Below are 18,254 nucleotides of genomic sequence, written 5' to 3'. Positions count from 1 at the left end.
AAGTTGCGGTGAAATACGGACTGTTTTTGCTGGTCAAACCGCAAAACAGTCCGTATTTCACCGCAACTTATTGAAGGTTGACCGCGAACGATTTCGCTATCGGGAGTCGACGTAGGGTTTTGTTGTCGGAATGCCGTAGCCGCGCATCATGGCACCGAACGATTCCACGTCGTAGGTGTCCGAGAGTTTGAAATGAATGACATTGTGGCCCATGGCGCGAAGGTTCGCGTCGCGCATGAGGGCCGCTCGATACGTTTTTGCCGCCGCCCGCTCTGGATCATTTTGAGCCTCGTCTTCAAACTTGCCTAGCCCATGCAGCTCTGCCAGCGTCCATGAGCCGTCTGGCATCTGCCAGCCATAATCTGCTAGATAATAGCCAGCGTTTCCCGGTCGCGTTATCTCAACTTGAAGCTCGGGCGCGGCAACCCCAGCGAGAATCATCGCTGCTCTCGCCTCAGACTCGCCGCCATTGTCTGACCTGCCGTCCATATACTCAAAAACGTCAAAAGCACGCGCGATGCCATGCAACCCTCGGCAATTTGCCTGCGCGTATGCTCGCAGTTCTTCGCGTTCGACATCGTACTCACGGGCCAAGCCATCGACATAGCCCAGCGCATAGCGAAAGGCGCTCGTTCGAGCGATATCAACAACCGTTCGACACGGATCCGTCAGTGTAAACAGACCTAGCCGCCACACTTCGCCCGCCCGCCAGCGCTTGTATTCAACGAACTCATACGTATCACGCCTTGTAGACCGTGGCAGCAGTACTTGCACTTTATCCAGAAGCGTATACGCCGAGCCGATGCCGTAGAGCAGCGCTGCCGTCGATCCGCAAAACACAGCATCCGGTTCAACGACCGCAATAGCGGATGCCAGCTGAAAGATGCGATCTTCAACCCCAAGATTATTCCAATAGACCGGATCCGCATACACATGGTTGTAAAGACGAAGCATGAGCTCTTCCTGCATAAGCTCGCGCGCACGGCGTTCATCCCAAGGATCAATTGTTATAAGCAGCTGTCCATCTTGATGAATTCCAACGGCCGAGAATAGCATTCTTGCATATGACTGCGGAAAATGTTTGCCTTTATCGAGCATGGCCAACCCCATAACCATCACGGCGGAGAGAATACCATTACGCTATCGCATGCCTCCGTCCGCAGGCCTTGCCAAAAGCTGACCAAAAACTTGACGCCGCAGGTCAGAGCTTCAAAAAATAATTCCACTCTCGGTAGACGGTCGCTACGACCCTCCCAACGGCATCAAAATCCAACCTTACAAATAGTTGCGGTGAAATACGGACTACATGGGCCATAAAAGCCGAAAAACAGTCCGTATTTCACCGCAACTTAGGAGGGGATGTGGGGTCCCCGGCATGTATATGAAAACAGCTCTGGTCCCAAAAGGAGCCAGAGCCGTTCGTCTATCTTATGGAGCGGGCGACGGGAATCGAACCCGCGTCATCAGCTTGGAAGGCTGGGGTTCTACCATTGAACTACGCCCGCAAGATATGGTCGGGACGACAGGATTTGAACCTGCGACATCCTGCTCCCAAAGCAGGCGCGCTACCAAACTGCGCCACGTCCCGAAGGTGTTGAGCAGCTAAGGTCTAAACCTTGCGTGTCCCAAATCGAAGGAAATTATAGGGGAGACTCCCCGCCTGTGCAAGCGCAGAAACCCTAGCTCCTCGAATGTGCGACAAAACGACTATGGAGCAGACCGATCACAAAGGCAACCACGGCAACCGGCGCCCACGCGGCACCGATATCTGCCAGTGGCAGCGCATCAAACGGTAGCCACGCGCCCGCAAAGAACGCGTCGCGAACCGAGGTGATCACGCTCTGCACCGCGACAACGCCGCCGACCCAGACCCATACCTGCGAATGCGCGTCGCAAAAGCCGTGCACCAGGCCCATAAGTACCAGCACGATGGCAACGGGATACAGGGCATTGAGCATAGGCACCGAGAACATGAGGATCACGTCGAGACCCACGTTGGAGAGCACGCACGAAAACGCTGCGAACACAAAGGCGAGAATCGCGAAGGGTCGGCGCATGGCCTCCTCGGAAGCCTCCGCTCCCCCTTCGACCACATACGTCTCGCAGAAGTAGCGTGAGCAGCAGCTGATAAGGCCGATGCACACGTTCATGCAAGCGAGGAAGAAAATCGCAAAGACGACAACCGTGCCAGCAAGACCAAAGTGCATAGAGGCAGAACGCGCAAGAATCGCGGCGCCGTTGGTGGCATCGGGCATAACCGTGCCGAGTTGCATTCCGGCAAGCGCCAGGCCGCAGTAGATGATGGCCATGAGCACGCCGGCGATCACACCGGAACGCGAAATCTCGAAGGCCACGCGCTTGTCGTCGGTAACGCCCAGCTCGTGAATGGTCTCGGCGATGATAATGCCAAAGGCGAGCGACGCAAGCAGATCCATGGTCTGATAACCGGTCAAAAAGCCCTGCACGGTAGCACCGGCATTGTAGGGAGTCTGCGGCGCGGCAGCCGGTCCCAGCGGCGAGATCACGGCAGCACCCACGACCAGCACGATGAGCGCAATGAGCGCGGGGCCCGTAATGCGCCCGAGCACGCGCGTGATAACGCCCGGACGCAGCGTGAGCGCAAACGCGACGACAAAGAAGCCAACGGCAAACACCAGGCGAGCCGTGCCGAGCGAAACGCCCTCGGGCAGTAGCGGCACCAGCATCTCGAAGGCCGTAGAGCTTGTGCGCGGAATGGCCAGGCACGGGCCGATGGCCAAATACACCGCCGCAACGAAGAATTCGCCAAACTTAGGATGCACGCGCCCAGCCAGCTCGCGGGCCGTGCCGGCGAGCGCGACGGCGATAAATCCCATAACAGGCAGACCGATAGCGGCAATCAAAAAGCCGATCATGGCAAGCGGTGTGGCCGTGCCGGCCTGAAGTGCCAGCAATGGCGGAATGATGAGGTTACCGGCGCCAAAGAGCATCGAGAACAGCGCAATGCCGACGGTAACGACATGGTCGGAGCGCAGACCGCGCGGTGCGGATGAGGCCATAGGCACACCTTTCGGGTCGAAACAAAAACGGGACGGGCAAAAACACCCGTCCCGCAAGTATAAACGGTCTAGCAGCTTTAGCAGGCTAAATCGCGCAAAGCGTCAATCGCGGTATCGACTTCCTCGTCCGTGTTGAAATACCCAAACGAGAAGCGAACGACACCCTGGCGCTCGGTCCCGAGCGCGCGGTGCATGAGCGGAGCGCAATGGGCGCCGGGGCGCGTCGCAATCCCCCACCCTTGCATGAGCGCGTCCGAGATCTCGGCAGAGTCGATATCACCCACGTTGAGTGAGACGATCGCCGAGCGCACGGGCTGGTCAAACGCACCGTAGAGCTTAATCCCCGGAATCTCGCGCACGCCAGCGAGAAAGCGATCAGCCAGCGCTCGCTCATGCGCCGCGATCGCCTCGACCCCGCCTTGCGCCTCGATAAAGTCGAGGCCGGCAGAAAGGCCCGCGATGCCGTGGCCGTTGAGCGTGCCCGCCTCAAGACGCGTGGGCCACTCAAGCGGCTGCAGCGCATCGAAGCTGTGCACGCCCGTGCCGCCCATGGCCCACGGCCACACGTCAATGCCCTCCGCCACGGCCAGCCCGCCGGTCCCCTGCGGACCCATGAGTCCCTTGTGGCCAGTAAAGCACACCACGTCGAGCCCCATGGCCTGCATATCGATATGCGCCGTGCCGGCAGACTGCGAGGCATCGACGATCACCAGCGCGCCGGCCGCATGGGCCATGGCGGCCACGCGCGCAATGTCGACCTCATTGCCGGTCACATTGGAGGCGTGCGTCACCACTACGGCACGCGTGTCAGGCGTCACCAGCCGCTCGAGCTCGTCGTAGTCGAGCGCGCCGCTCGCATCGCAGCCCGCATGCTCAACGGTCACGCCCCGCTCTACCGCCAGGCGGTTAAGCGGACGTAGCACGGAGTTGTGCTCGAGCACCGTCGTGACCACACGGTCGCCGGGGCACACCACCCCGTTGATGGCGGTGTTGAGCGCCGCCGTAGAGTTGGGCGTAAAGCACACATGGTCCGCCCTCGGGCAACCCAAAAGGCGCGCGAGCTTGGCGCGGCAACCATGAATCGTACGAGCGGCATCGAGGGCACCCGACGTGGCGCCGCGTCCGGCATTGCCGAGCGAGCACATCGCCTGCGTCACGGCATCGATGACCGTCTGCGGCTTGTGCATGGTCGTCGCCGCGTTATCCAGGTAGATCATCGCACGACCTCCCACATATCAATCACCGTAAAGTCCTCGGTGGGAACGCCCGCCGCGGCGAGTTCGCCGCGCAGCAGTTCCTCATCGGCAGGCAACGCCTTCCACGCCAGACCGCAGCCGGCAGCGACCTCCCCGGGTACGGGAATCGTTCGCCCGGGAAGACCGCGCTCAATGCACAGGGACTCGCAGCCCATGGCGGCCGCCGTGGTGGGAAACGTGATGACAAGCGCCGGGCGCTTCTCCCTCATGGCAACTCCAACCAATACGCTACGGGCGCACGACGCGCACGGCCTGCTCCATCTTCTCCACAATCACGTACATATTCGTGACCTCGCCCACCGCGAGCTGGTCCTTAATGCCATAGTGATCGAGGCAGGTACCGCAGGTGAGAATCTCGACACCCTGCTCGGCCAGACCCTTCAGGTCGTCGAGCACCGGCGAGCCCTCGACGGTGAGCTTGGCGCCGCCGTTGTAGAACAGCATGGTCGCGGGCAGCTCCTCCTGCTGCGTCACGGCAAAGATAAACGCCTTCATGAGCTTGTGGCCCAGCTCGTCGTCGCCACGGCCCATGCAGTCGGTGTAGACGGAAATGACGAGCTTGCCCTTGCCGGCGCTGGCATCACAGAAGGCAGCGCCATCCTGCTCGGGATCGGCCACGGCAACGGCGCCAGAGGTCGCCACGGTCACGTGCCACTCGGCGTCAGAAACCTTCTCGACCGAGGCCGTGCAGCCTTTCTCCTGCGCCATCTTGGAAATGTTCTTGACGGCGGTCTCATTATCGACCGAGGTCACGACGGCGCCCTCGCCATCGAGCTGCTTCAGGGCTTTGAGCGTCTTGACGACGGGCAGCGGGCAGGCATCGCCCATGGCATTGACTTCAATTTTGGTAGACATAGCTTTTCCTTTCGAAAGAACCGTTCTAGAGAACGGTAAACAGTTACATAAACGTGCGGGCTAGCGAACAACGTGGACGGCAGGACCGCCTGGCACCGACTCGCACACGCGACCGACGACGGCGGCAATACGTCCTTCGGCATGCAGACGGCGCGCAAGCTCATCCACATCGGCAGCAGGTGCCGCGATAAGCAGGCCACCAGACGTCTGCGGGTCGTACAGCGCGTCGAGCATGCCCGGCTCAAGGTCCTCGTCGGCCGTCACGCGCGGGCCAAAGAAGTCCTGGTTGCGGTAGGAGCCCGCGGGGATAATGCCCAAACGCGCCATGTCGAGCACCTGGTCAAAGAGCGGCACCGCCCCCGACGCAAGCTCAATCTGCACGCCCGAGCCCTCGGCCATCTCGCACGCATGCCCGATCAGGCCAAAGCCCGTGATGTCGGTGCAGCCGTGAAGCTCAAGTCCCTCGGCCAGACGAATCGGAGCCTCGTTGAGGGTGCGCATCGAGTCAAACATGGCTGCGGCCTCGTCCTGCTCGATGAGCTCGCCCTTAATGGCCGTGGTGATGATGCCCGAGCCAACCGCCTTGGTCAGCAGTAACGCATCGCCCACGCGCGCGCCGCTGTTGGCGAGCATGCGGTCGAGCGCGACAAACCCGCTCACGGACAGGCCGTACTTGGGCTCGTCGTCGTTGATGGTGTGACCGCCCGCGATGGAGCAACCCGCCTCGACGCACTTGTCGGCGCCGCCCGCCAGAATCTGACCGGCAACCTCAACGCCCAGACAGCTCGGGATACACAGCAAGTTCATGGCATGGCTCGGCCGCCCGCCCATGGCGTAGATGTCCGACAGCGAGTTTGCCGCGGCGATCTGGCCAAACAAAAACGGGTCGTCGACCATCGGTGGGAAGAAGTCGATGGACTGCACGAGACCCAAGTTATCGCCAACGCGAAAGACGCTCGCATCGTCGGAGGTATCGAACCCCACGAGCAAGTTGTCGTTATGCACATTGGGTAAATCGCCCAGGACCTGGGCGAGGGCTCCAGGAGCCAACTTAGCGGCTCAACCGCTCGCGGCAGTCATAGACGTGAGCTTAATCTGATCGTCAGCCATCGATACCTCCTCTCATCGGTCAATCATTTTCTCCCAGTATACGCATGAATGCGAGCCTGCGGCGGATGCATTAATTGAGCGCCTGTGCGCGAATCGCCGCGCCGATGGCACCGGCAAAGCGAGCCTGGGGCGAGGTGGTCACCGGCGACCCCAGCAGCTCGCCCAACCGCTCCACCACGAAGGCGTTCTCGCACAGGCCACCGGTCAGGTAGTACGGGGCGCCCGCGGCCTGCCCGGCCATGGTCGCCACGCGCGAGACCACGCTGTCGATCACGCCACGCGCAATGTTCTCGCGCGGCTCACCGCGACCGATCAGGCTGATAACCTCGCTTTCGGCAAACACCGTGCACATGCTGCTGATCTTGGTGGGCTCGCCGGAACGCGCCAGGTCAGCCATCTGCTGCTGGGAAATGCCTAGGCGATCGGCCATGATCTCCAAAAAGCGCCCCGTGCCGGCGGCGCACTTGTCGTTCATGGCAAACTTGGCCACGCGGCCACTTTTAAGCTGAATGACCTTGGTGTCCTGGCCGCCTACGTCAATCACCGTGCCGTGATCGCCAAACAGGCGCACGGCACCGGTACCGTGGCAGGTGATCTCGGTCACGACCTTGTGCGCATAGGGCACGGCGACACGACCGTAGCCGGTCGCGACCACACGCACATCGTCGGCTGCCACGTCATAGCCGGCCGCTGCCAGCGCCTCGCGCAGCCGCTCGGAAGCATCGACCGAGGAGAACCCGGTTGGCTGCACGCACGTCCACGCCACCGAACCCTCCCCGTCGACCACAGCAGCCTTAGCCGCCGTAGACCCGATATCGATCCCGATCCCTATCATGGCTCTCTCCCAATCTAAACATCAAAGACAGCTGCGCGTTCAGGCGCCTTAGCTCTAGGTTTCTCAGGTGCCGGAGATTGCCCCGAAAGAGGAGCGCAGCGTACTTTGGGTACGCAAGCGACGGTTTGAGGAGCAAGATCCGGTGCCTGAGGAAGCTAGAGGGTTTCGATGAAGGCGGCGATGCGAGTCTCGATCTGGCCCATGTCACCGTTGCTGTAGTCGGTCTCGATCTTCATATACGGAATACCCACACCCTCGACAGCCCCCTGCATGCGCGCGCTCTCAACGTTGAAGGTGTGGCAGGCCTGTAGCACGCTCTCTACCACGCCATCGACATGGTACTTCTCGCACATGGCCAGCGTATTTTCCATACGGCCGTCGTTGGGCGTCATGACCGAGCAGTTGATGTCCAGGTAACGGTCGGCGATGGCGCGCAGGATATCGGGAGCCTCCGGGTCGATCATCATGGCCGCCGTGCGCTCACCCGAGCAGTCGTCCATGCACACGACCACACCGCCGTTGGACTCGATGGTGCGACCGATCTTGTTGATTACGCCACCCACTGGGCAGCCGGTGATCAGAATGCGCTTGGCATCCGCCGCGACCGGGCGCTCGCCCGCGTCGTAGGCCTCGCGCAGCTTGACAATCTTTTGCTCCAGCTGCTGCGCATAGGCCTCGATATCAAAGCTGAACGTGCCGGCAAACATGGTGCTCATCAGGTCGACGCCGCTCATGGCCGCCGGCTGGTTGGCCTGCAGCGCAAACATCTCGAGCTGGGCCGCACGCAAGCGGTTGCGACGACGGACGGCAGCGCGCAGGTCATCGTCGGTAATCGTGATGCCGTAGAAGTTCTCGAGCTCCTCCTTGAGCAGGCAGCACTCCTCGTACCAGCCTTCACGCTCGTAGGCGCGATCGCGACCCTGCGGAAGATGCAGAATGTGCGTGCGCTTGAGCTCGTTGAGTAGCTCGTACATCTTCTTCTTGCCGTCGCAGGTGGTCTCACCGATGATCATGTCGCTAAAGTACGTAAACGGGCACTTTTGCGAATAGGCAAAACCATACGTCGACTTGATGAGCGGACACAGATTTGCCGGCAGCACCTTCTCGGCCTCGGGAATCACCTCATCGGACGTACCGCAAAGGGCCACGCTCGAGGCGCCCGCGGCATCGATAATCTCGAGCGGCGTATAGCTGCACAAAAAGCCGACCAGACGATTGCCCGCCTGCTTGTAATCCTTGACACGAATAAACGCCGCCTTGCGCTGCTCGTTGAACTCCTCAAACGTGGATGGCAACGGCTGCTCCATATTTTCCGACATATAACTCCTTAACAAACCTTTTGACCAACCAAGGAAACGGCTTTCCCAGGTGCCCGAGGTTGCCGTGAAAGAGAAGCGCCGCGTACTTTGGTACGCAAACGATGGTTTGAACGGCAAGATCGGGTGCCTGTGGAAGCCGCCGGGACGGATACCCCTAAATGGTTTCCAAGAAAGCCTCAATCCTGGTTTGCAGTTGGCCTGCATCCTCGCCGGCGTAGTCGGTCGTGATGTGCATAAACGGAATGCCGGCCTCCTCGGCAGCCTTCTCCACGGCAAACGACTCCATCTCGTAGAGCGTGCAGAACTGCAGGGCCACGTCGACGATGCCGTCGGCATGCAAGTCCTTGGCCATCTGGACAATGTCCTTCATACGCTGATCGTTGGGCGTAAAGACGGCGCAGTTAATCTTAAAGTAGCGCTCGGCGATGGCGTCGAGCATCTCGTCGACCGTCTCACCGGACTCGTCGACCAGGTCCTTGTAGTAGCGCGAGCCCGTGCAGGACTCCTCGCCTACCACAACGCCGCCGGCCTTCTCGATGAGGTTGAACAGCTTCCAGTTGGGCACGGCCATGGGCGTGCCGGTGTACAGGATGCGCTTGGTCCCCTTGGGCGCCACGCCCTCGCCGGCCTCAACGCGCTGCTCGCACTCGGCGGCCATCTCGTTGATGGCTCCGGTCAGACGCGGCGTGTCGTCCATAAAGGCGGCCTGAACGGTCAGCAGGCTGTCGAGACCGCTGATGGGCGCCGGATCGGCAGCGCGCGTGGCAGCCAGACGCTGCAGGGCGCGACGCTTCTCGTTGACGGCGTGGATGGCAGCCTTCAGGCGCTCGGGCGTAATCTTGACGCCGCACTCTTCCTCGATCTTGGCGGCAAGCTTTTTAACCTCGGCCTTCCAGGTCACGAGCGTCGACTCGTCGTGCACGTTGGGGATATCCATGACGTACATGTTCTTTTGCGTGGCAAAGAACTCGTAGGCCTTCTTCTTGCCATCGCAGGTGTTCTCGCCCACCACCAGATCACTCGACTCAATGTAGGGGCAGACCTCGCCCAGCTTAAAGCCGGCAAAGCTCTTGATGAGCGGGCAGGTGTTGCGCGGCAGATGCTCCTCGACCTTGTCGGTCGCCCAGTCGGCACCCGAGCACAGGCCAACGGGGATGCCATCGCAGGCAAGCACGATCTCCTCGGGCACGTACACACAGAACGAACCGACGATCTTGGTGGCCTCGCCGGCCTCCTTCTTGTCGAGCATCTCCTTAATACGGCCGCTGTGGATGTTGGTGGCGACAAAATCCAGGTAGGACGTGGACTTGGGGCGATTGTTCTGCGTCAGGAACATATCGCCGTACATCTGGCCCACAGCGCCCAGCAGCATGTCGTGATCGGCAAGATTCATGCCGAGGCTCTCCCACATCGGATGGAAATCGAATTCTTCAGCCATGACGGTTCCCCTCTCGAACCAAATACGGATAACTACGGTATTGCTGCACGGTGGGCGGCGAAAACCCAGCCGTGCCTAAACCCGGAATTTTGGGGAACCTGCTTTGCGGTCGATTATTTAGTTGTGCGTCGTCTCTCCCGGAGCCGTGAACATACCTGCTCATATGCGACTCCGAGCCATATACAGGGCGCGCGCGGCAACGCGGCGAATGTATGTCGTCTGCGGCATGTGCGCGTCCTCCTTTACAAGTTAAGGTCAACTATATCAACGGTCGTCGACCATGCGAACACCGTTGACATTCGTACGACAGCGTCGTGTGCCGCCGTTTAATAAATAATTATCTGTGTTGATAAGAGTTTGTCATTCCCCATTAGGCGAACGGCAAGACAAAGCCGCCGAGACTTATATCCCCGACGGCATTACCCGGCGCTACCGACAAACCAGATGGATCCTGCTCGCATCGAAGTGCATGCGCAGCGTCTCGCCTGCTTGCGGCAGCTCGTCGACAGGCACGCCCACCTTGTTGACCTTCCACTGCAGACGCGTGGGCGCATCAGCACGCGGCACGTCCAGCAGCACCAGCCGCTCAAAGCGCGAATCGCTCACACGGGCCACGTGCAAATCGTAGCTGTTGCGACCGCGCTCCGCGCGATTGTCAACATGGAAGTAGCTCGCACGAATACCGAGGTACGTCACGTTATCGGGAACCTCATGGCCCACGTTAAAGGTCATGCCCCAGTCCAGGGCTTCAACTTCCTGAGACCCGATCTTGCGCGCCCGGCTTGTGTTCTTGCAGCCCGTCAGGCGCAGTGCCGCCAGCGTCTGCGGACGGCGGACCACGTCCTCGACGGAGCCGATCTCCTCAACATGCCCGTCGTGCATCACGCAGATACGCTGGCACAGGCGGCACGCTTCGTCGATGTCGTGGCTCACGTAGAGCACGGTGCGGTTGCACACATCAAAGAGGTCGAGCATGTTTTGCTCGAGCGCGCTCTTAAGATACGCATCGAGTGCGCTCATGGGCTCGTCGAACATAAAGATGCCCGGGTGTGCCGCCACCATGCGGGCAAGCGCCACGCGCTGCTGCTGGCCGCCCGAGAGGCGCGCGGGATAGCGGTCGGCAAAATCGGCCAGGCCAAAAATGCCCAGGTAGCGCTCGGCAAGCTGCTTGCGCGCGGCGGCGTCGCCCGCGTCCTTTACGCCGGCGCATACGTTATCGGCCACCGTCATGTTGGGAAACAGCTGATAGTTTTGGAACAGCAGGGCGCATTTTCGCTCCTGGGGCGACAGGTTGATGCCCGCCGCAGAGTCAAAAAAGGTCACGCCGTTGACGACGATCTTGCCCTCGTCGGGCGTCTCCACACCGGCAATGCAGCGCAAGGTGCAGCTCTTGCCGCAACCCGAGGCACCGAGCAGCGCCACACGATCCTCGCCGGCCTCAAGCTGCATGTCGAGCATAAACCCGGAATAGCGCTTTTTGATATCCAGAACGAGCGACATGGCCTATCGACCTCCCTGCAAGGCGGCATCATCGCGCATGAGCTCGGTCAGCGCCTCGCGATCGATACGCAGCGCATCGCCGCCCGCCGGGTCGAGCGAATCGCCCTGTCCGGTGAGATCTTTGGCCTGTTTGCGCTCCGCACGGGCAAGGCCCCGCTCGCGATACTTTTGCGAATGAGCGGTGTACATGTTGATGAACAGGATGACTAGGAAACTAAACGCTATTACGACCACGACCCAAAAGAGGGCCACCGACGTATTGCCGCCCATCCATTCAAAGTAAATCGCAATGGGAATGGTCTGCGTAATGCCGGCATAGTTGCCCGCAAAGAACAGGGTGCAGCCAAACTCGCCCATCGCGCGGGCAAAGGCGAGCACCGTGCCGGCGGCAATCGAGGGCCAGCCAAGCGGCATCATAAGCTTGGTGAAGATGCGACGCTCGGACCAGCCCAGGGTTCGCGCCGCATCGAGCATCTGCGTGTCAAGGCTCTCAAAGGCACCGAGCGCCGTGCGGTAGACCAGGGGAAACGACACCACCACGGCAGATATCACCGCCGCGGGCCAGGTAAAGACGATCGAGACGCCGTGCGCGATGAGCCACTGACCCACCCCAGTCGAGCGGCCAAACAGCATGAGGAGCAGAAAGCCGCAGACCGTGGGCGGCAGCACCATAGGAATCGTAAAGACCGAATCGAGCAAACCCTTCACGCGGCTCGAGGTACCCATAGTCTTCCACGCGGCGAACAGACCCAGCGCAAAGGAGATCAGCAGGGCAAGGCCGCTCGTTTTTATGGACACCCAAAACGGGCGATAGTCGATGTCGCCCAAAAAGGAGGCCAGAGAGGTCAAGGGCCCCTGCTCATCCCGCAACACGACAGACGATGCTTCTACCATGTGAGCGCTATCAAGCCAACGCGCGCCGCCCTTGGCATCACCCGAGGCTGATGCAATCACCACATAGCGGTCCCCATCCGCACCGCACTCGTCAAAACCATAGGTATACCCGCCGGATTCAAACGTTGTTTCCGCCGTGACATACCAAGGAAGGTCCACGTCCCCTAGCTGCGCACCTCCCATGCAGTTTGCGCTGTCGAGCTCACAGACGAGGGCCTTAAGACCCGATACGCACTCGTTGTCCTGCGGATCCAATCCATACTTCTCGACCGCGTTGGGCGATATCCACACCACAACGCGATCGGCAGCAAGCGCCACTACAAGGTCCACGTCCTCGTCAACGGGAAACCGGTAGCCCTCAGGCTGGCCCTCCATGGCACGAGCGGTCCCCTTGGCCAACCGCTCAAAACCCTCGATCCCATAGGAAAGCCCATGGGCGGTCGCAGCAACCTGGGCCCCGTCCTCAGCGTCCCCAGCAAACGCAAATCCCGGCACCCAGCAAAGCGCGAAGGTCAAAGCACAGGCGACAAGCATGCGGAATCTATTAAGCACGAAAAGCTCCAAGCGAATACAAGGACGGAGTGAAACACAAAACGATGGAATTATCGCGCCAAGCCGCACTACGCGGAAAGCTCAAAGCCGTACTTGGCCCAAATCTTCTGAGCCTTCTTGTTAGTCAGGCAGAAGTCGATGAACGCCTTGGCCTCGTCGGCGTGCTCGGAGCTCTCGGCAACGGCACCCGGGTACACGATGGGCTTGTGCGAGTCCTCGGGGCACACGAAGGCCTCCTCGATGCCGTCGTAGCGGTAGATGTCGGAGCTGTAGACAAAACCGGCCACGCAGTCGCCTGTGGACACATAGGCAGCTGCGGTGCCCACTTTATCGGCCAGCGCGACCTTGTCGGCGATCTCGGGAGTATACTCGCCGTCGTCGCCCTCGGTGCCGGTGTAGAGGCCCACGGAGGCCAGAGCCTGGTTGGCGTACTTTCCGGCGGGAACGGTCTTGGCGTCGCCGATGGCAATCTTGCCGTCCAGATTCGCGACGTCGGCGATGGCCTCGACCTTGGTGTCGGAGCCCTCGGCGCGAATGATCACGAGGTCGTTGACGAACATATCCTCACGGGTGTCGGCGTCGACGAGCTCGGCGGCCTCGGCGTCGTCCATGGTGCCCTTGGAAGCCGTGATGAGCACGTCGACGGCGGCACCGGCGCGCATCTGCTCGACAAGGTCGCCAGACGCCTTAAACTGCGTGTCGGCAAAGGTGGTGCCGGTCTGCTCGGTGTAGAGCTCCTGAACCTCGGGCAGGGCCTTCTCGAGCGAGTTGGCGGCAAAGACCTGCAGCTCGACAGCTTTCTTGGAAGATGCCTTAGCAGAACCGACATCGGATCCGGCCGGCTCGGACGTCTTGCTGCCCGAACAGCCGGCAAGACCAAGGCCGGCAGCGGCGACAGCAGAAAGCGAAACGAATCCGCGGCGAGAAACCATATCGAACATGTTCAACCCTTTCGAACGCTATGCCCGGGCACCCCGCCGCGGGCTTTAATCTGCAATCAGATTATACTTCTGCGCGAATAATGATAGTGAGATATTATTCTCGTCAGAGAATATAGTTTCAAGTTACCGTGCACCTCGGCGTCGATTCGGCGGAAAACAAAGGCGGAGCAGCCGTTCAGGTCGCCCCGCCGCAGGTAAACCGCTTAGTTGGTATGTCCACCGCCCGCCGTCATTTGGGCCGCATGCTCCAGCTGGTCGCTCACGGCCTCCCAGCTTTCGCGGGCGGCTTTCGTAGATCCCGGAAAATTGATGACAAGCGTATGCCCACGCTGCATGCACACGGCGCGCGAGAGCATGGCGCGGCGCGTCTTGGTCATCGAATACGCGCGGATTGCCTCTGCAATACCCGGCACATCGCGGTCGCAGACGGCACGCGTCGCCTCGGGCGTCACATCTCGCATCGAAAGCCCCGTGCCGCCGCAGGTGAGCACGACATTGGCGTGGCACTCATCGGCAGCTTCCACAATGGCATCACCGATCTCGCTGACGTCGTCGCGCACGACCACATGTGAGGCGACCGTCCAGCCCTGTGCCTCGATAAGTTCCTCGAGTGCAGCTCCGGCCTCATCCTGCAAAAGATCGCGTGTGTCCGAGCACGTCACGATCGAAATCTTCAACTCCATAGCGTTCCTCCTATAGCGCCGTTCCCTCGGGCAGGTCGACGCGAACAACGTCCACGGCATCTCCCGCCTTGAGCTCGCACGGTCCTTCGTCAATACGCAACAGGCAGTTCGCACGCTGCATAGTTCCAAGCAGCGCCGAATTCTGTGTCTTAGCCTCGGTCACCAACAACTCACCGGTCTCGGGGTCGCGCAAAACCGTGGCGCGATCGAAGAAGCGGCGATGCTGTCGCTTTTTCACGCCGTGCGTGAGCGTCGCCTGCTGCACGGGACGCGTACCCTCGGCAAAGCCGCGCATCTTGCGAATCGCCGGGCGGGCGAGCATCTCAAAGCCCACATACGCCGCGGCCGGATTGCCTGAAAGCCCCAGGTAGGGCTTACCCCCGAGCAAGCCAAACGTGATGGCCTTGCCCGGACGCATCGAGATGCGGTCAAACAGCACCTCGCCCTCGCGCCGGACGAGCGCCGTCACATAGTCGTAATCGCCCGCCGAGGCGCCACCGCTCGTAATGACAAAATCGCACTCTCGCGTGGCGCGATGTACCAGCTCGGCAATCGCTTGCTCATCATCGGGTGCGATGCCGTAGAACACGGGCTCGGCGCCGGCATCGAGTGCCTCGGCCATCAGCGCCGAGGAGTTGGAATCGCGAATCTGACCACGCGCCGGTACCTTACTCGGTGCGACCAGTTCCGTGCCCAGCGAGATGATGCCCACACGCGGGGCAGCGTGCACCTTCACGCTCGCGTATCCGGCGCTCGCCAGCAGACCCGCGCCCGCCGGAGCCACGACCTCGCCGGCGTGCATCACAACATCGCCGGCATGGGCCTCCTCGGCAGCAGAGCGAACGTTCTCCCCTACCTTGGCCGGCGCCGAAAAGCGAACGTGCGAGCCCTCGTTGCCGTCACCGTCGAGCACATCGACGATCTCGTACTTCACCACGGCATCGGCACCCTCGGGCACCGGCGCGCCTGTCATGATGCGGACCGCCTCGCCCGCACCGATTGCGCCCTCAAACACATGGCCCGCGGCCTCGTGTCCGATAACGTCGAGCGTCACCGGCGCCTCGCCAGATGCCTGCACCAAGTCCGCCGAGCGCACGGCATATCCGTCCATAGCGCTGTTGGCAAACGGCGAGATATCGATATCGGCCGCCGCGTCCTCGGCCAAGGGAAAACCAGCCGCCTGCCACACGGGAATCTCGACGAGATCGGTCGGAGCAACGTGCGACAGGACAATCGACTGTGCGTCCTCCAGTGGAATGAGTTTCTCTGCCATATGCACCTCTTAATGCCACGGCGCACAACAGGGGCGCCAATTCTTTATGCTTTTCTCAGTATAATCCCCCAACGCACGACAGCGACTCGGCCTGTACCCGCAAATACACCTGTCGGTTGCAGGCCGCGAAACAGAATGGAAACCAACCCACCGGCTCGTCGCGTTTACCGCGTTTTATAATGCTTGCGTTGCAACCTAAAAGAGGAACGTATGGCTCATAACGACAAACCCGAAAGCGCAAACAAAGCGCAGGATCATTCCCAGCCGCTCGACGACGGCGGCTTTTTCTCCCTTAATGACGTCATCACGGCAGGCAGGCATCAACTTACCCGCTCCGAGCATCTCTTGGCTGCCGACACGCGCCGCAACGCCCGCAACCTACTTGCGAGCGCTAAGTTGCTCGTACTCGTCGTCATCGTCTCGCTCGCCATGGGCGTTGCCGCTTGGGCGTTTTTGGCCTCGCTGAATATCGCGACCGACTATCGCGAGCACCATGTGTGGGTCTACGCCTTGCTTCCCGTTGTGGGCGTTGCCACCGCATGGGTGTACAAAAACCACGGTCTTGCCGCCAAGCGTGGCAACAACCTGGTCATCGACTCCGCTCTGGGCACACGCCTCATCCATATGCGCATGGCCGTCCTCACCTTCGTCTGCTCCACGCTCACGCACCTAACGGGCGGATCGGCCGGTCGCGAGGGAGCCGCGGTGCAGATTGGCGGCACCATCGCCAGCAACATCTCGAGCCTCGCCCACCTCAAAAAGCATGACCACCACGACCTCATGCTCGCCGGCATCTCGTCGGCCTTTGGCGCCGTATTCGGCTCGCCCCTTGCCGGAGCTTTCTTTGGCATGGAGATGTGCTTTATCGGCAAGATCGACTACACGGCGGGCATCTACTGCCTGGTCGCCTCATTTACCGGCTACTTTACATCACACGCCCTAGGTACCGAGTACGAGGCGAATGTTATCGCCAGCGTTCCCAACATGACACCACGGACGGTTGTCATCGTTGTTATCAGCGCCATTATCTTCGGTCTGACGGCACGCCTCTTTGCCTGGTCAGTTCGAACCGTCAAGAGCCTGTACGGTCGCTTTATCACCAATTATCTTATTCGCGCACTCATAGGTGCACTCGTGGTTTTGGCCGCCTATGCCCTCCTCGACGCCTGGGACTACGCCGGCCTTTCCACGTGGCTTTCCGGCGCCGGATTTGCCGGCAACACCACCCTGGCGGACGCAGTCATCAAGTTGGTCGTCACAGCGCTCACCCTGGGCGCCGGCTTCCAAGGCGGCGAGGTCACGCCCCTGTTTGGTATCGGTGCGGCGCTCGGCGGCTGGATCGGTTGCCTCGTCGGAATCGATCCCAGCTTTCTAGCAGCGCTGGGCATGCTCGGCGTGTTCTGCGCCGGCCTTAACGTGCCTATCACCACCTGTATGATGGCCATCGACCTGTTCCACGGCACGGCAGCCGGGTTCTTTGTCATCGTGGCCTTTATCAGCTACCTAACCGCCGGACACCGCGGCGTGTACCCCGCCCAGCGCATCATCTCGCCCAAGCGCCGTTCGCTTATTGTGGATGAGGGCGGTACGGTAGCGGATGCTATCGAGCGCCACAACGACCTGATAGAGTAGACGTAAGTATTCGACGTGCAGCCACAATCGGGGGCAATTCGACCTGAGCGCGACCGCACCGTCACGTCATACGCCGGGAGTCGCCCCATGCACGCAACTGATTTTGGCCTCACGCTCATCATCGCCAACCCAGCCGCCCAGTCGGGTGCGGCGCGCGAAGTTGCCGAGCGCCTGCAACGCTTTTTGGATATGACCGCGCGCGCATCCCAGTTTGACCTGGTGCTGACCGAGCGCATGGGACACGCCAAGGAGCTGGCCGCACAGGCTCAGGGCTATCGCACCGTTATCGCCCTTGGCGGCGACGGCGTGATTCACGAGGTCGTCAACGGGCTTATGACGCAAGAGGAGGACACCCGCCCCGCTCTTGCCATCCTACCCGTGGGCTCCGGCAACGATTTTGCCCAAACGCTCGGCATCGACGATTTCTCCGGTAAGGATTTTGGCGCGCTGCTCACCTGCGAGCTGCAGCGTCAGGACATCGGGCGCATTCGCTTATGGAACCCCACAAGCGGCAGCGGCGAGGCTACCGTTGAGTACTACGACCAGACGCTTTCGGTCGGCATCGATGCCGCCATCGGCCTTGGCACCACCGAGCTACGCAAAAAGACGAGCCTCACCGGCGCGCCGCTCTACACTCTTTCGGGACTTGAGCAGTTTGGCCTACGCTATCGCAATTACCCCATGACCATCAGCTTTGATGGCGCACCCGCCGAGCGCGTGCGGGCGATTATCATGGCCATCCAGCTGGGACCCACCTATGGCTCGGGCTATCGCATCTGCCCCGATGCCGACCCCTGCGACGGCATACTCGACGTCTGCTACGCCTGCGGCCCCGTCCCTCGCGCGGTTGCCCTGCCTATGTTTCTTTCGGCCAAGGACGGCCACCATACCAAGTTGCCGCCGGTTCGCATGCGCCGCTGCCACCATG

Annotated in this window: 16 protein-coding genes and 2 tRNA genes; 2 read left to right on the top strand and 16 right to left on the bottom strand. The window is 61.0% G+C overall.

The features are described from left to right. Positions 1–96: 96 nt before the first annotated feature. The 16 genes from ARB25_RS04550 to ARB25_RS04475 all read right to left on the bottom strand — a co-directional run bounded on the left by ARB25_RS04550 (position 97) and on the right by ARB25_RS04475 (position 15,694). Positions 97–1,098: a hypothetical protein gene (locus tag ARB25_RS04550; RefSeq protein ID WP_055286153.1), complete on the bottom strand. Its 1,002-nt coding sequence runs from the start codon at positions 1,096–1,098 to the stop codon at positions 97–99. 333 nt (positions 1,099–1,431) lie between these two features. Then, positions 1,432–1,505, bottom strand: a tRNA-Gly gene (locus ARB25_RS04545). A 6-nt stretch (positions 1,506–1,511) separates the two neighbouring features. Further along, a tRNA-Pro gene (locus tag ARB25_RS04540) sits at positions 1,512–1,588 on the bottom strand. Positions 1,589–1,679: 91 nt separating this feature from the next. Next, positions 1,680–3,038 (bottom strand): branched-chain amino acid transport system II carrier protein, encoded by a 1,359-nt coding sequence (brnQ, locus tag ARB25_RS04535; RefSeq protein WP_055286151.1) that lies wholly within the window; start codon positions 3,036–3,038, stop codon positions 1,680–1,682. A gap of 77 nt (positions 3,039–3,115) precedes the next feature. Further along, a complete protein-coding gene (locus ARB25_RS04530) occupies positions 3,116–4,255 on the bottom strand; it encodes an aminotransferase class V-fold PLP-dependent enzyme (protein ID WP_055286149.1) in 1,140 nt (379 codons plus the stop codon). Next, the gene (locus ARB25_RS04525) at positions 4,252–4,503 is read right to left on the bottom strand and encodes a putative Se/S carrier protein (protein WP_055286147.1); all 252 of its coding nucleotides are present in this window, start codon (positions 4,501–4,503) and stop codon (positions 4,252–4,254) included. Before ARB25_RS04525 ends, ARB25_RS04530 begins: the two co-directional genes overlap by 4 nt. 19 nt (positions 4,504–4,522) lie before the next feature. Next, the gene (yedF, locus tag ARB25_RS04520; RefSeq protein ID WP_055286145.1) at positions 4,523–5,149 is read right to left on the bottom strand and encodes a sulfurtransferase-like selenium metabolism protein YedF; all 627 of its coding nucleotides are present in this window, start codon (positions 5,147–5,149) and stop codon (positions 4,523–4,525) included. Between the two features lie 60 nt (positions 5,150–5,209). After that, complete coding sequence (gene selD / locus ARB25_RS04515; RefSeq protein WP_082421864.1) at positions 5,210–6,259, bottom strand: selenide, water dikinase SelD; 1,050 nt, start codon at positions 6,257–6,259, stop codon at positions 5,210–5,212. Between the two features lie 70 nt (positions 6,260–6,329). Then, entirely contained in the window at positions 6,330–7,094 is a 765-nt protein-coding gene (locus ARB25_RS04510) for an acyl-CoA dehydratase activase (protein WP_055286143.1), read from the bottom strand. 155 nt (positions 7,095–7,249) lie between these two features. Next, complete coding sequence (locus tag ARB25_RS04505) at positions 7,250–8,413, bottom strand: double-cubane-cluster-containing anaerobic reductase (protein ID WP_055286141.1); 1,164 nt, start codon at positions 8,411–8,413, stop codon at positions 7,250–7,252. 154 nt (positions 8,414–8,567) lie between these two features. Beyond that, on the bottom strand, positions 8,568–9,851 hold the full coding sequence (locus ARB25_RS04500) for a double-cubane-cluster-containing anaerobic reductase (protein ID WP_055286139.1): 1,284 nt from the start codon (positions 9,849–9,851) through the stop codon (positions 8,568–8,570). A gap of 429 nt (positions 9,852–10,280) precedes the next feature. After that, positions 10,281–11,351, bottom strand: coding sequence for a sulfate/molybdate ABC transporter ATP-binding protein (locus tag ARB25_RS04495; protein ID WP_055286137.1), 1,071 nt, complete (start codon positions 11,349–11,351; stop codon positions 10,281–10,283). Positions 11,352–11,354: 3 nt separating this feature from the next. Then, a complete protein-coding gene (modB, locus tag ARB25_RS04490) occupies positions 11,355–12,797 on the bottom strand; it encodes a molybdate ABC transporter permease subunit (RefSeq protein WP_253276046.1) in 1,443 nt (480 codons plus the stop codon). A gap of 68 nt (positions 12,798–12,865) precedes the next feature. Then, positions 12,866–13,738, bottom strand: coding sequence for a molybdate ABC transporter substrate-binding protein (gene modA, locus ARB25_RS04485; protein ID WP_055286133.1), 873 nt, complete (start codon positions 13,736–13,738; stop codon positions 12,866–12,868). 203 nt (positions 13,739–13,941) lie between these two features. After that, a complete protein-coding gene (locus ARB25_RS04480) occupies positions 13,942–14,421 on the bottom strand; it encodes a MogA/MoaB family molybdenum cofactor biosynthesis protein (protein ID WP_055286131.1) in 480 nt (159 codons plus the stop codon). 10 nt (positions 14,422–14,431) lie between these two features. Next, positions 14,432–15,694: a molybdopterin molybdotransferase MoeA gene (locus tag ARB25_RS04475; protein WP_055286130.1), complete on the bottom strand. Its 1,263-nt coding sequence runs from the start codon at positions 15,692–15,694 to the stop codon at positions 14,432–14,434. Between the two features lie 210 nt (positions 15,695–15,904). On the opposite strand from ARB25_RS04475, the gene ARB25_RS04470 reads away from it, so the two are divergent. Continuing rightward, positions 15,905–17,326: a chloride channel protein gene (locus ARB25_RS04470; RefSeq protein WP_172676321.1), complete on the top strand. Its 1,422-nt coding sequence runs from the start codon at positions 15,905–15,907 to the stop codon at positions 17,324–17,326. A gap of 87 nt (positions 17,327–17,413) precedes the next feature. Then, positions 17,414–18,254 (top strand): diacylglycerol/lipid kinase family protein (locus ARB25_RS04465; protein ID WP_055286128.1); only part of this gene is annotated, 841 nt, incomplete at its 3' end.

Origin of the sequence: Collinsella aerofaciens, from assembly GCF_001405375.1 — a bacterium.
GTDB lineage: Bacteria > Actinomycetota > Coriobacteriia > Coriobacteriales > Coriobacteriaceae > Collinsella > Collinsella aerofaciens_F.
The sequence above is the reverse complement of the archived record's forward strand: the minus strand, read 5'-3'. Positions and strand labels throughout refer to the sequence as shown.